At 32.9% G+C, this 12,944-nt stretch carries 11 protein-coding genes and 5 pseudogenes; 10 read left to right on the top strand and 6 right to left on the bottom strand.

Annotated elements, in window-relative coordinates; genetic code table 11:
- Nucleotides 1–104: 104 nt before the first annotated feature.
- The 6 genes from ACM6HU_RS04260 to ACM6HU_RS04235 all read left to right on the top strand — a co-directional run bounded on the left by ACM6HU_RS04260 (nucleotide 105) and on the right by ACM6HU_RS04235 (nucleotide 3,175).
- The gene (locus ACM6HU_RS04260) at nucleotides 105–1,319 is read left to right on the top strand and encodes a helix-turn-helix domain-containing protein (RefSeq protein ID WP_414848003.1); all 1,215 of its coding nucleotides are present in this window, start codon (nucleotides 105–107) and stop codon (nucleotides 1,317–1,319) included.
- Nucleotides 1,320–1,387: 68 nt separating this feature from the next.
- Entirely contained in the window at nucleotides 1,388–1,567 is a 180-nt protein-coding gene (locus tag ACM6HU_RS04255) for an H-type small acid-soluble spore protein (RefSeq protein ID WP_006094378.1), read from the top strand.
- Nucleotides 1,568–1,793: 226 nt separating this feature from the next.
- Complete coding sequence (locus ACM6HU_RS04250; protein WP_088093787.1) at nucleotides 1,794–2,129, top strand: antibiotic biosynthesis monooxygenase family protein; 336 nt, start codon at nucleotides 1,794–1,796, stop codon at nucleotides 2,127–2,129.
- 3 nt (nucleotides 2,130–2,132) lie between these two features.
- Nucleotides 2,133–2,738 carry a dienelactone hydrolase family protein gene (locus ACM6HU_RS04245; RefSeq protein ID WP_016132692.1) on the top strand — a complete coding sequence of 202 codons (606 nt, stop codon included), beginning with the start codon at nucleotides 2,133–2,135 and terminating at the stop codon, nucleotides 2,736–2,738.
- A gap of 12 nt (nucleotides 2,739–2,750) precedes the next feature.
- Complete coding sequence (locus ACM6HU_RS04240; RefSeq protein WP_016114273.1) at nucleotides 2,751–2,930, top strand: hypothetical protein; 180 nt, start codon at nucleotides 2,751–2,753, stop codon at nucleotides 2,928–2,930.
- Entirely contained in the window at nucleotides 2,927–3,175 is a 249-nt protein-coding gene (locus tag ACM6HU_RS04235; protein ID WP_016114272.1) for a hypothetical protein, read from the top strand. The genes ACM6HU_RS04240 and ACM6HU_RS04235 overlap by 4 nt, the downstream gene beginning before the upstream one ends.
- A 526-nt stretch (nucleotides 3,176–3,701) precedes the next feature.
- Here the strand turns inward: ACM6HU_RS04235 and ACM6HU_RS04230 are convergent.
- Entirely contained in the window at nucleotides 3,702–5,048 is a 1,347-nt protein-coding gene (locus ACM6HU_RS04230; protein ID WP_016114271.1) for a SpaA isopeptide-forming pilin-related protein, read from the bottom strand.
- Nucleotides 5,049–5,875: 827 nt separating this feature from the next.
- On the opposite strand from ACM6HU_RS04230, the pseudogene ACM6HU_RS04225 reads away from it, so the two are divergent.
- Nucleotides 5,876–5,957: pseudogene (locus ACM6HU_RS04225) on the top strand (IS6 family transposase); the annotation flags it as partial.
- Nucleotides 5,942–6,103, top strand: a pseudogene (locus ACM6HU_RS04220) (IS6 family transposase); the annotation flags it as partial. The pseudogenes ACM6HU_RS04225 and ACM6HU_RS04220, both read left to right, overlap by 16 nt.
- Nucleotides 6,104–6,161: 58 nt before the next feature.
- Here ACM6HU_RS04220 and nrdG read toward each other — a convergent pair.
- Together nrdG and ACM6HU_RS04210 are read right to left on the bottom strand one after the other, a co-directional pair.
- Nucleotides 6,162–6,611 (bottom strand): anaerobic ribonucleoside-triphosphate reductase activating protein, encoded by a 450-nt coding sequence (nrdG, locus tag ACM6HU_RS04215; protein ID WP_016114269.1) that lies wholly within the window; start codon nucleotides 6,609–6,611, stop codon nucleotides 6,162–6,164.
- Nucleotides 6,608–8,475: pseudogene (locus tag ACM6HU_RS04210) on the bottom strand (anaerobic ribonucleoside triphosphate reductase). Before ACM6HU_RS04210 ends, nrdG begins: the two are co-directional and overlap by 4 nt.
- Nucleotides 8,476–8,917: 442 nt before the next feature.
- On the opposite strand from ACM6HU_RS04210, the pseudogene ACM6HU_RS04205 reads away from it, so the two are divergent.
- Nucleotides 8,918–9,625: pseudogene (locus tag ACM6HU_RS04205) on the top strand (IS6 family transposase).
- Between the two features lie 131 nt (nucleotides 9,626–9,756).
- On the opposite strand, the gene ACM6HU_RS04200 reads toward ACM6HU_RS04205, so the two are convergent.
- Together ACM6HU_RS04200 and ACM6HU_RS04195 are read right to left on the bottom strand one after the other, a co-directional pair.
- Nucleotides 9,757–11,124 carry a glycosyl hydrolase family 8 gene (locus ACM6HU_RS04200; protein ID WP_016114266.1) on the bottom strand — a complete coding sequence of 456 codons (1,368 nt, stop codon included), beginning with the start codon at nucleotides 11,122–11,124 and terminating at the stop codon, nucleotides 9,757–9,759.
- Nucleotides 11,125–11,538: 414 nt separating this feature from the next.
- Nucleotides 11,539–11,769: pseudogene (locus ACM6HU_RS04195) on the bottom strand (IS4 family transposase); the annotation flags it as partial.
- 196 nt (nucleotides 11,770–11,965) lie between these two features.
- On the opposite strand from ACM6HU_RS04195, the gene ACM6HU_RS04190 reads away from it, so the two are divergent.
- Complete coding sequence (locus ACM6HU_RS04190) at nucleotides 11,966–12,319, top strand: SdpI family protein (RefSeq protein WP_016114264.1); 354 nt, start codon at nucleotides 11,966–11,968, stop codon at nucleotides 12,317–12,319.
- Nucleotides 12,320–12,771: 452 nt separating this feature from the next.
- Here the strand turns inward: ACM6HU_RS04190 and ACM6HU_RS04185 are convergent.
- A partial coding sequence (locus ACM6HU_RS04185) for a choline-binding protein A (RefSeq protein ID WP_414848018.1) occupies nucleotides 12,772–12,944 on the bottom strand: 173 nt, incomplete at its 5' end.

The raw sequence follows: 12,944 nt of genomic DNA, 5'->3' as shown, positions 1-12,944 counted from the left end.
CTTAAAAGTTAAATTGTGTTAAACTTATTATATAATCATTTTTCAGATTTCGACAACAAAAAGTTTAATTGTATTTAACTTTTTTGTGATAAAGGAGCAACAATATGGCTACTCTTGGTGAAAAAATTAAAGCATTACGAAAAGAAAAGCGTCTTACTCAGACACAATTAGCTGGCTCAGAGCTAACGAAAAGTATGCTGAGTCAAATTGAAAATGGGAAAGCAGCACCTTCTATGAAGACATTACAATATCTTGCTAGTCAGCTTGAATGTGAAGCAAGTTTTTTACTAGAGGAGGACAATGAAGAAGTAACAAAGCTGATTCCAAAAATGGAACAAGCTATAAAAAATAATCAATTTGAAGAAGCTTATCGTACACTGCTACCTATTGTTCAAAAAGAACTACCACCTACTTTAAGTACAGCTCGTTTATATAAACAATTTATAAGCGTTGCATTTAATATGAAAGATTACAGCATACATTCCTATATTGAAAAAGCCGTAGAAATTTTTCAAAAGTATACTTTATATCGTGAAAGTACACAAACTAGTTTAAAGCTATGTTATGTATTATTTGTCCATAAAAAATATAAAGAATGCCTAGAACTTCTTACCTCTATTCGAAAAGAGTATGAAGCAAAACAATTAGAAATGGATCTTATTATACAAATAGAATTATTCTTATGTGAGGCAATTGTTTTACTCGCATATGGTGATTATGAAGGGTGCGAAAAAATTATCTTACAAGCTCTTGACTTCTCAAAAGAAAATCAAGTGTATTATAAAACAGATGAATTTTATCGAATTCTCTCCTACCAAAATGTAATAGTAGCAGATGAAAATAAATATCTACACTATATAAAAAAATCCGAACAATTTGCCGTTTTCACAGAAAATATTTTATCTATTGCGATTATAGATATATTAAAAGCTTATTATTATAATACAATAACAAGTGAATATACATTAGCTCTCAAACATCTAGATTTATTTAGAAAAAAACTTCAAGATAAATCGCTCTTTCAAGAGGACGGGATTTATTACCTAGAAAAAGGAAAGGCTTTATACGGCCTTAAGCGATATGAAGCAGCATTAGAAACATTACAGCAAGCGACAATTCCAGATTATATGTTTCACCCACTAGACCAAGCATGGATTATAACTGGGGGGGCTTACCGTGCCCTTTGTTATATGGAACTCAAAAATAAGCAAAAGGCGCTTCAAGAAGCAACAGAAGCTTTTCATGCTATACAAGAATTCCCTGATTCGACATTTACTGTGTTTATTAAAGAAACATTACAAATAATACAAAAACTTTAAACCCATCTCAAAATGGTATATTATTCCTCCTTTTCAGCAAAAATAATAAAGATGGGAGGAATGTAAGAATGAATGTACAACGTGCAAAAGAGCTTTCCGAATCATCAGAACAAGCACATGTCAGTTTTCAAGGCATGCCCGTTATGATTCAACATGTTGATGAAAGCAATGAAACCGCCCGCATATATGATGCAACGAATCCAGATCGCGAATTAACAGTTCCAGTTAATAGCCTAGAAGAAATATAAGAAACCCCACTTCAGTTTTATTTGAAGTGGGGTTTTTCTTGTATGCCGTATGATTTGTCTTTCCAAATATTTTTATCATCACTGCACGAATAACGTAAATTTCTATTTTTTCAACAGTTATCCCAATATGGTACGGGATATTTCTCAAAACATTTTTATACTCAAAAGACATACTATTCAATCTTTATGATATGATACAATCCATAAGTATATTTGGAGGGATACGATGAGGGATACAACGCAAAGTAACGAACCTTATTATGCAGTTATATTCACTTCCAAGCTTTCACAAGACACGACTGATTATGACGATGTCGCTGAAGAAATGGAAAAACTCGCTAAAGGGCAATCTGGCTTTATAAACGTTGACAGCGTACGGGATGCATCTGGTCTCGGTATTACAATTTCATATTGGGATTCACTTGAAGCAATTAAACAATGGAGAGAAAATGCAGCACATACTATAGCAAGACAAAGAGGACGTGAACAATGGTATGAAAGCTTTCATATGAAAATATGTGTTGTAGAAAGAGAATATAATTTTCAGAGGAAAGGTTTATAATCAATGAAGAACAAAGTAGCTCTGATTGTTGTTCACGAAATATACGGCATAAATCAGCATATGCAGGATGTCATATCCAGGTTTTCTTCACCACAGATAGATATCTTCTGCCCAAGTCTTTTACAGCTAGATGCTCCCTTTCATTATAATGATGCAAAAAAAGCTTACTTGCATTTTATGCAAAACGTTGGATTCCAACATGGAAAAGAAAAAATTGAAGAAATGATTCAAACACTAGCAAAAGACTACCCATACATAGGACTCATAGGCTTTAGTATTGGGGCAACCATCTCTTGGCTATGCAGTAACAATCCAAAAGTTACTTTTATTATTGGTTGCTATGGCTCTCGCATACGAGACTACTCTTATATTATTCCTACATGCCCTACTCTTGTAATTTTTCCAGAAACAGAATTGAACTGTTCCATTTCTTCTCTTATCGCGACATTACAAAGACAAAACAACCCATTTCTACATATACAACAGTTCCCAGGAAATCATGGATTTCTGGATCCTTATACTACAAACTATAACGAACAATCTACAAAACAAGCATATGAAATGATTGATTCATTTCTTCTAAAAACTACAATGAAACAAATGTATTAAAGGAGTTTTGCTATGTCATTTACATTACTTTTACTTGCTTTCGTTATTCTAATCATTCTCATAACGCTAGCTTTTATTTTTACAACTCTTAAAAATCGTAAATATTTAAACCGTCCTTATCGACATTCCTTTATCGTTATGACCTTATTTCTTGGACATTGGATTTTAGTTTTGACTAGTTTTTATACGTGAGCGTAAAAGACAGGCTAAATTATATACATAGTACATCATTCGTAACAGATACAGGTGAAAATGTTGTGGATATTGTTTTTCTTTGCGAATATGAATCGGGGGAAGCATTTTCTAAAAGTCCCGATGAGGTTGAAGAGGTATTATGGTTAACTACTGAAGAAATATTAAACCACCCCAATTCGTCAATTTATTTAAAAGAAAGCATTAATCATGCGGAAGCGTTGATTCGTATTCATTCTTCATAACGCTTTAAATTTATAATTTTAGATTTTTAAACGACTTTATTGTTATATTTTTTAGTGTAGTGAAGTATCTTACATCAAGATTAAACAACTATATTTTAACCCCGTCCTAAATTTAGAACGGGGTTATGCTTGTTTGAGCTTTTAAAATTTCCGTAGTCTTTTAAGAATAAGTAGCTTACTAGAAATCAAAACAAATTCAATGAATAAAGAAAAAGGGTTCTGGTGCAAAAATGTTAGTTAGAAACATAGAATAGCAATTTCCTCTACATTTCTAGCTTATGAAGCTAAACCAAACAATTTATGAATAAATTGTTTGGAATTGCTGCTTAAGACTAGATTCCACTAGGAAACTTTTCGCCTCTTTATATCTTTCCTAAGTATTTGCACTAGAATAGTTTTTCCATAATTCGATTTATTGCAAGCGTTTTCATTTATAGGAATTTTTATAATCTACATTTTTCACAAAACATTTCTTAGCATATTTAACTTTAAACATTGGTAACAAATCCCTTATTGTTTATAGTTTTTAACTATGATTTTTTCTTATTTTTAATATATAGATTCCTAAAATAACAAATCCTAGTCCTACAAACGGGTCAGTTGGAAACTTCGTTCCTGTTGATGGCAGGTGATGCTTTTCCTTACTTGCAGGATCATTTTCTATTGTCTGCTCTTTACTTTGTATATCATAAGATTGTTTAGCATTTCCATATGTAGCATTCACTTTTTTAATTTCCAGGCCACTTGTTATTTTTTGATTCTTTATTTCTATTTCTGCTATCTCGCCAGTTTTTACTTCCATTTTTTTTATTGTAGGATCAAGTACATAACCCTCTGGAGCCTGAATTTCTTTTACAACATACGTACCAATAGGAAGTTTATTTAATGTAGCAATCCCATTCTCAGTTGTAGTGATTTCTTGTCTAAAATCGCCATTTTCACTTACAACCTCAAACACAGCCCCTTTTAAAGCTTCTCTATTTTCTCCTACCTTCATAATTTTTAACGACCCTAAAAATTCCCATCTTACTACTATATCTGTACTGCTTTTTTCACTCATTCTTGGTAATAAAGCAGTTGCATTTTGAATCCTTTGTTGGCCATCAAAGGTAATTGCTTGTAAACTCTGCAATTTTGCATTTACTCTTATCTTGAAATTTCCACTTGTTGCGTTTTTGGGAATCATAACTTTAAATTTTTCCTCTACAGAGAATTCATTCTTTTTTTCACCTTGTTCATTTATAATTTTAACTCCTTCTGGTGCGCCCTCCATTTGAACTGAGTATACTCCAGATACTGCATTTGATTGAACTCTATATAAATTTGTTTCAAAATATTCCCCATTTTGCTCTACAGTTTGTTTTCCAGTAGGTATTACGTTCAAATATGTTTCCTGAACTTCAGTACCTTTATAAGCTTTTTCTACCAAATGTTTTACAAGATTATATACCTGTTGGTTTTCTGGCTTTGAATCGGCAATTTCAATTTTTTTAGATGCAATCCAGATAGCTAGTTGAGTTGCATAGTAGGCTTCCTCTTTTGTAGAAACTCCTAATTCAGCCGGCGTTTTTTGAGGGTATCCATAAAGTAAGACACGATATACCAAATCATTCTCCTTTCCAATTTCAGGAAGATCATCTCCATTAGGTGAATTCAGATCAGGTGATAAACAATATGCAACATCTTTTGATGACGTTCTTAGTAAGTCTGCCTTTATCTTTACTTTAGTACCTTTGAATTTAATATAATTCCAGTTCATTTGAAACTTTTCTTGATGTATTATCTCGGCTGCTGCTTGTGGAATAGAAACCCCTAGCAATATAATGATTAAACTTATAATTCCAAACCATTTTGTTAACATCCTGCGTTTCATTTCATTCCCACCATTCATTAAATTTTCAGGAAAAACCTTACATGCTGATTGTATTTGCTGTAAAAGAATATTGGTTTGATTATTCAGAAATTTATAGGTATAAATAATGATTGTGTTATAATTTCATATTTCCTTATAATCTTTATCGTTTAACTATATTTATAATATTTGTTAAACACACTACTTACTTAACTAAATGTACGGGCGTAAATATTATTCTATACTATTAAAAACTAATTCAAAAAATCAATTTTCAGAATTTAAATCTATGTATTTAAAAATAAATATACTTAACAGTCCACCTATTAAATGAATGTTTTTTCTATTCAATTTACCTTCACAAAACACCTATCTGTATTTTGAAAAATTTAGCTATATTTTTCATTTATTACATTTAGAGAATACATGGCTTGCAATTCTTTTTTTATGTTATGATATTTTGTTTATTGATTCTTGTACAAGAATCAATAAACAAAATATCATAATTTTAATCCTTTATCATTCTTTTAGCTGTTTATATACATTCACGGATAGATTGAAAATCATATATACGCATGTGCGTTGTAACTTAGAAGGTTAATACACGGGACAATCAAACTGTTTCAACAGAAACATAAGGGACACTATTTGATGACTGGTTTGACAATTTCATTATATAACAAATATTAACAATTAAAGATTTAAATTTTGAGAATTATGTGAATTAAGAAAATAAAACCATTCATCGTATTTTTTATTCTTAAAAAATCCCAATGTTTCATTTTGGGTTCTGTTGCAAAGTTTTCTAAACTACGCTAAACTCTGAAAAAAACCAAGGAGAATGACAGATGAGATATTTTAAAGGGAAACAATTCAAAAAAGATATTATTTTGGTAGCCGTTGGCTATTACTGTCGTTTTTCTCATTCCTTAGGCTTTCAAAGTCTTCGACATGCCTCTCGTACTATAAAAGGTATAGAAACTGTTCATGCAATATACAAACAAAAACGAAGTCTTCAACCAGACTCCGTTTTTTCGACGTATAACGAATTACATAAATTGTTGACGGTTGCATAAAATCTAACCGCAATATTCCAGATGCTTTATGTTTCAGCTAACTTTGCAACAGAACCGTTCAATTTAAGTTTATAATACGTTGATTGGAGCTTCCGCGAAATGGAAGTGTCAAATCTCTTTTTTCGAGTTCAAATCTTCCATCAACTAAAACATCCCCATAATGTAACAACTCTATCATATCGTTGTTTTGTGAATTCTGGATCTCTTCTAACGTATAACCAGTATAAATCCATAGATTCTTGTTCAAAGCTTTTACGGCTTTTGCTACTTCTTTCACTTCGGCAGCTTGAAAAAATGGATCTCCACCTGAAAATGTTACATCATTCAACGAATTTGTAGCAATCTCTTTTACAATTTCTTCTGCGCTCATCTCGGTACCGTTACAAAGGTTCCAAGATTTTGGATTATGACAACCTAAACAATGATGCGGACAGCCCGCAAAAAACACAACTGTCCGAAGCCCTTCTCCATCTACAACACTATCATGAATAATATTCATTACTCTCATTTATGTTTCACTCGATCCGCTTCTTCACTACGTTTTGCACTGTTCCATTTCGACATGTCACCGACAAGGTATCCAGTAATACGGCGGATTCTTTCAATATGATGTTCATCTTCATTCCCGCAGCTTGGGCATTCATTCTCAATCACTCCATTATAGCCACAGCATTTACAGCGATCTACCGGGTGATTAATAGAGCCGTATCCAACTCCATATTGTGCCATTGCCTGTACAATTTGCTGTAATGCTTTTTGATTATGAACAGCGGCTCCGTCCAATTCAATATACGTAATATGACCGCCGTTACAAAGTGCATGAAACGGTCCTTCTAAACGAACTTTATCAAGTGCTTGAATAGGGTAATAAACCGGGATGTGGAATGAATTTGTGTAATAGTTATGATTTGTTACACCACTAATTGTTCCAAATTCAGCGCAATCTTTTTTTATAAACTTTCCTGATAATCCTTCTGCAGGGGTTGCGACTAATGAAAAATTCAACTGATATTCTTCCGTTGCTTGATCCATTTTTCTTCTCATAAAGGCAACAATTTCATTCCCAAGATTCCATGAATTTTTATCTTCTCCATGATGTTTTCCTGTTAAAGCAACTAAGCATTCAGCAAGTCCAATAAAACCAATACTTAACGTACCTTGTTTCAAAATTTCAGCAACAGAATCTTCTGGTTGAAGTTTTTCACCGCCGCGCCATACTCCTTGAGAATAGAAAAACTGAAACCCCCTTGCCTTTTTTGTAGATTGGTAAGCAAATCTTTCTAATAGCTGGCGAATGCCGAGATCTACATAATGATTCAATGATTCAAAAAATGATTCTTTTGAGCCACTTATTAATGCTAGTTTTACTAAGTTAATGGACGTAAACGATATATTCCCTCTTCCAATGGCTGTTTCTTCTCCATGAATATTAGCCATAACACGGGTACGACAGCCCATATAGCATACTTCACTTTCAGGGCGACCATCATAATGCATCGCATTAAATGGTGCATCTAAAAATGAAAAATTAGGGAACAATCGTTTTGCTGTCGTTTCTAATGCTAATTCAAACAAATCATAATTTGGATCGCCTTCTTCAAAATTGACACCTTTTTTTAATTTAAAGATTTGAATTGGAAAGATTGGTGTTTCTCCTTTTCCTAACCCAGCTTGAGTTGCTCGTAATAATTGTCTAATTAGCAATCTTCCTTCTTTTGATGTATCCGTTCCGTAGTTAATCGAAATAAATGGTACTTGTCCGCCACCGCGGCTATGCATGCTATTTGAATTATGAATAAAAGCTTCACACGCCTGATGCGTATCATTTTCTGTTTCTTTCCATGCAAACTCTTCTACCTGTTTTGCTGTTAATGGATATGCTGCCAAACGTTTTTTGTTTCTTTCAAACGTTTTTTCACATACGGTGCTAAATCTATATCAAACATTGCAAAGGATTGCCCACCGTGCTGCATATTTTGATTTGCCTGAAAAATAATAGAAGAAAGAGCCAAGGCACTTTTAATATCTTGTGGTTGTCGCATATGTCCATGACCTGTATGAAACCCTTTTTCTAGTATTTGTGCTAATGGAATTTGTGAACACGTTGTTGTACCTGTTGCATAAAAATCTAAATCGTGCGGATATAAAATATTTTGATCAATTGCCTTTTTTACCTGTTCAGAAAGTAAGTGTTCCATCGCATAATATTTTGCACTCTCAGATGCAAATGTTCCCATCATTCCCATTGGAGATCGGCCATCAACATTTGCATTTTCTTGCATTAAGTCTTGATCGTTATCCCGTACAATAGTGTTAAATGTTGTCCATAAATTATCCCATGACTGTTTTGTTATTCTACTTGATGGATTCATTCGATCCGCTCCTAATCTATATATTGAGTTTGTTACGATGAAATGATACTACATATAGATCGTTTTCGCAAGGATATCAAAAAAGTATACTATCTATAAAAATATAAAATTAATATATGTGGTAATTGAAAATGATTTTTGAGGAATAGCTTTAGAGTTTAATAAATTTATCCTGCTATTCACGGGCAGTAATATCCCCACCTCAAACCTCGGTGAAAGCAAAGAAGCTAGGTTTGAGGTGGGGGAAGAAAAAAACTCAATGATAAAAGTGTCACTTTATAAAATAAAAGGTATAAAATCATAATGCAGTGATTTTACTCACATTATCCTTCCTCAATATAGTTTATCTTGGTTCTGGTGCAAAAACTCTAGGAAAATTGCAATGAATCTATAAATCTTGGACATACTGATACTACTAATCTAAAGGAGGTGTGTAATTGATATGGAAAAGGAAAATATATTCAAATGGAAGCATTATCAGCCTGATATTATTTTGTTAACGGTAAGATAGTACCTACGGTACAACCTCAGTTTTCGTGATTTGGTGGAAATGATGGAGGAACGGGGTTTATCCATTTCTCATACAACGATTATGCGTTGGGTTCATCAGTATGGTCCTGAATTGGACAAACGGATCCGACGTTATTTCAAACAAACAAATGACTCTTGGAGAGTCGATGAAACATATATTAAAGTAGAAGGTCAATGGATGTATCTGTATCGTGCTGTTGATTCGAAAGGAAATACAATCAATTTTTGCCTAAGCAAAACAAGAGATCAGAAGGCTGCAAAGCGCTTTTTCAAGAAAGCGTTGCGGTCTTTTCATGTTTCAAAGCCTCGTGTTATAACAGTCGGTAAGAATCCAGCTTATCCTATAGCAATTGAACAGTTGAAAAAAGAAAAAAGCATACCTAACGGTATGCGGATTAGACAACAAAAGTACTTGAATAACATAGTAGAACAAGATCATCGCTTTATAAAGAAGCGAATCCGCTCTATGCTAGGATTCAAGTCTTTTGGCACAGCAACATTCATTCTTGCAGGAGTAGAAGCCATGCATATGATTAAAAAAGAACAGATTGATTCACGGAATCAATCTGTCCAAAACCAGAAAGAATTTATCCATCTTTTGTTTGAGCTTACAGCATAAAATACAATTTCACTAGAAATATATGCGTTATATTCTCTTTTACTTTATCTTTGCAACAGAACCAACATAGCCATCTCTGCATTTTTTGCGAGATGAGAACTTCCAACCTTGCATTTATAGGAATCTGATATCTATTCCTTAAATTCAGCTTGAATTTCTGAATTTATTGGGCTTTGTACGTTTTTGTTATCAGGAGTTGGTTTCCACCAATTACCGGTTAAGAATAACATAGTTAATAGATTATAACTATCACTAAAATAGCTTTCTTTTTTATTCTTCATCCAATCCCAGCCGCTATTTACCCAACCTTGGTTATTACTGTTAGTTGTACCAGCAGCGATAAATGGTGAAACAAACACAGCTGTTGGATAGTCACCAATATTTGTTCCATTTAGTTGATAACCGTCTACGATTTTAGCTGGGTTACCCTTTGTTTTATTTTCAATCCACGTAGCGACCTTATCAGAAATCACCTTACTTCTTTTTTCTCCATACATTGCATAGTCCATAGCGATTCGGAGTGGTACACGACTAGCATTATAGTAATATGCATCGGTATGTTCTGATTCATCTAGAAAGTTTTTAGGAGCAGGTTGTGGTGGATTTTTTACAACAAAATCAGAAATTAATCCTGTAGTTGGCGAGTATTTATCTGTAAACTGTGTATAAACATTGTAGAGATTGTCAATAACGTTAAGCCAAGTTTTATCCCCCGTAAATTCGTAGAAAGCTCTAAGGTGAGACATCATCCAATCTGATGGTCTAGTATCAAATGAATTTTTCGAGTCCCAATCTCCTAAATTCAAGCGATTATTTTTTGTTACATTACTGGCCTTAATTCCTTTTGTGATCATGTCTTGAGCCTCTTTTAGATAATTAATTGAACCACTTGATCCCCATTGCTTATGTGCAAGAAGAAGTGAATACGCAATGTCTAAATCACCATCTGTCGCAGAATCAAAATGTCCTTGGGCTTTCTTACTGTCTGCTACAACCCATCCCATTAAATTAGGATTTTGAGAGCTTTTAAAAGCCCTAGCTGTTTTAAATAAACCATTATAAATAGTCTGTGCATCTGGATCATAACCTGCCATTAAAACTGTTATGACCATACCATATCCTTGTCCTTCAGATGTGCCCAGCGGTTTAAAACCTCCTGCATCTCCTGTAATTTCTCCTTTTACATAATAACCACCTGGCAATGAAGAAAGATCATTTTTCAGGTACTTCTTTTTCCAGTGATTATAATAATTTTTAACTGAGGCGTTTAAATTTTCTTGTGAAACATGATTTGGCTTAATCGTACCAGGGTAGTTTACTTGTTGAGGAAATGGTTTCTTAACTTTCTCCATAGCTGATACTTCAGAAATATTTACTGTACTTTCAGTAGTTATTGCTGAATTGTTTTCTATAACCATTGCTGCGGAAGCACAATTAGAGTAACTTGCTAAACCTATCCCACATGCACATATAACGGTGAAAATCTTTTTTTGTCTCATTTTTCGTCTCCTTTAAAAATAGTTTTTTTTAAAACAGAAACAATTTTAAATATACTTATATACACAACTTTACTATTTTTCCAGAATAATCTAAATTACTTTTGGTATTTTTCAATAATTGTCTGATTTTAATCTTTTTACTATCTTTATAGGAGTAATCGAGTTAACCAGGCATAAATGGGGGGTCTGGTACAAAAACTTCCAGACACTTGTAATGAATCTCTAAATCTTGGACATACTGATCCTATTACTCTAGAAAGGGGTACTGACGCATCGCCATCAAGCTAAGGTTTTGAAGTACCCCCTAAATGAAAATTTTCTTTCTCTACAGTTAGTTATTTTGAGAAATCAGCTCTTTTTTTGTTTTGGGGGTGTTTACTTTTCTTAAGTTGATGGCCATGTATGGTGACCCCTAATAAGTGTTCCTGTAGCTGCATGTAGTTGACTACACAGTCTAACTAAAGAATCACTCGCTATCCGTTGACTCATCCAAACACAGATAGTGGCTAAGTCATGTCCTGAAAACTTACGCTTTCGTTGAACAAAATCTAACTCTCTAGCAAGCTCTTCTAAAAATGAAGGAGTAAAATATTGATATAATTCCTCAGTAAATAATTGGAGTTCATCTTGAATCGAAAGATTCATAAAAAATGCCATCCTTTCTGCATATTTCTACAAAAAGAATAGCGATTTTTTCGCTATATGGATACAAATTTATCTTAACTTGATGGTGATGTATAGTGACCCCAAATAGTGATTTTATAAATGTCAGAGTGCCACCACAAAACACCATTAAAATGGTATAATTAGTTTATAATAACATTTTATGGAGATGGTTAAAATGATATACAGTCTTGTGAATATAGGAGTAAGTCTGGTAATTGGAATTATCTTTATATCAACTTCATTACTATTGAAAAAAAGACCACCGACAGATATTAATGCAATATTTGGCTATCGAACAACTAGATCTATGAAAAACATGAAACTTTGGGAAGCTGGAAATAGGTATAGTGCTGAAATCATGACACAAAATGGATTTATAATTATTATACTAGGAAGTATTATCAGCCTATTTTTAAATAGCCCTTCCACTGCAATACTTTTAATTATGGGATCTATGCTATTACTAATAATCAGTATGTTTATAAGAGTGGAGAATAAGCTGAAAAAACTGGAAGAACCATGTAGCTAAAATTTTTGTATAGAGTATTTGTGAAGCTTTATAAAAAAGTTCGATCAAAAATACTTTGCAAACTTATATTGTACGATAAAAAAACGAATCTTTTTTCAAAATAGATTCGTTTTTTTTGAATGGACATTCCATTTTTAAAAGATGTTTGATTAAAACCCACTTAGAATTTCTTAATTAAAGGAGATAGAATATCGCAACTTTTTTATAAACACCGTGACTTTATTTAAAAGCGACATTAGAAAGAATAACGTTTTTTTGTACTTAGGGGGAGTGAAATTTCTTAAGTTGATGGGCATGCAGCTGTACCCCTAATAGAAATTATTAAGTAAATATTGATGTAAATTTAGTGAAAAAGCTCTTTACTTTAGCATTCTAAAGAGCTTTTTCATTAATTATAAATATACGAGCGTGTATTGATTTTTATTTCCCCAAAATAATTACATGAAAATCTATTATTTCGAACTATCCCATGACCCATCTGAGTTAAAATAGTACCATTTGCCATTAATTTGTTGCCAGCCTGTTTGCATAGCTCCAGAAGAATTGAAATAATACCAAATACCATTAACTTGCTGCCAATCTGTTTGCATGGCTCCAGAAGAGTTTAAATAATACCAAATGCCAT

This window comes from Bacillus sp. IT-79MI2, from assembly GCF_949768135.1.
In the GTDB taxonomy this organism is placed as follows: domain Bacteria; phylum Bacillota; class Bacilli; order Bacillales; family Bacillaceae_G; genus Bacillus_A; species Bacillus_A pseudomycoides.
This window is presented reverse-complemented; position numbering and strand designations above follow the sequence as displayed.

Coding starts and splice junctions, on each gene's coding strand:
- ACM6HU_RS04260 (WP_414848003.1), top strand. CDS start 105: ATGGCTACTCTTGGTGAAAAAATTAAAGCATTACGAAAAGAAAAGCGT.
- ACM6HU_RS04255 (WP_006094378.1), top strand. CDS start 1,388: ATGAATGTACAACGTGCAAAAGAGCTTTCCGAATCATCAGAACAAGCA.
- ACM6HU_RS04250 (WP_088093787.1), top strand. CDS start 1,794: ATGAGGGATACAACGCAAAGTAACGAACCTTATTATGCAGTTATATTC.
- ACM6HU_RS04245 (WP_016132692.1), top strand. CDS start 2,133: ATGAAGAACAAAGTAGCTCTGATTGTTGTTCACGAAATATACGGCATA.
- ACM6HU_RS04240 (WP_016114273.1), top strand. CDS start 2,751: ATGTCATTTACATTACTTTTACTTGCTTTCGTTATTCTAATCATTCTC.
- ACM6HU_RS04230 (WP_016114271.1), bottom strand. CDS start 5,048: ATGAAACGCAGGATGTTAACAAAATGGTTTGGAATTATAAGTTTAATC.
- nrdG (WP_016114269.1), bottom strand. CDS start 6,611: ATGAGAGTAATGAATATTATTCATGATAGTGTTGTAGATGGAGAAGGG.
- ACM6HU_RS04200 (WP_016114266.1), bottom strand. CDS start 11,124: ATGAGACAAAAAAAGATTTTCACCGTTATATGTGCATGTGGGATAGGT.
- ACM6HU_RS04190 (WP_016114264.1), top strand. CDS start 11,966: ATGATATACAGTCTTGTGAATATAGGAGTAAGTCTGGTAATTGGAATT.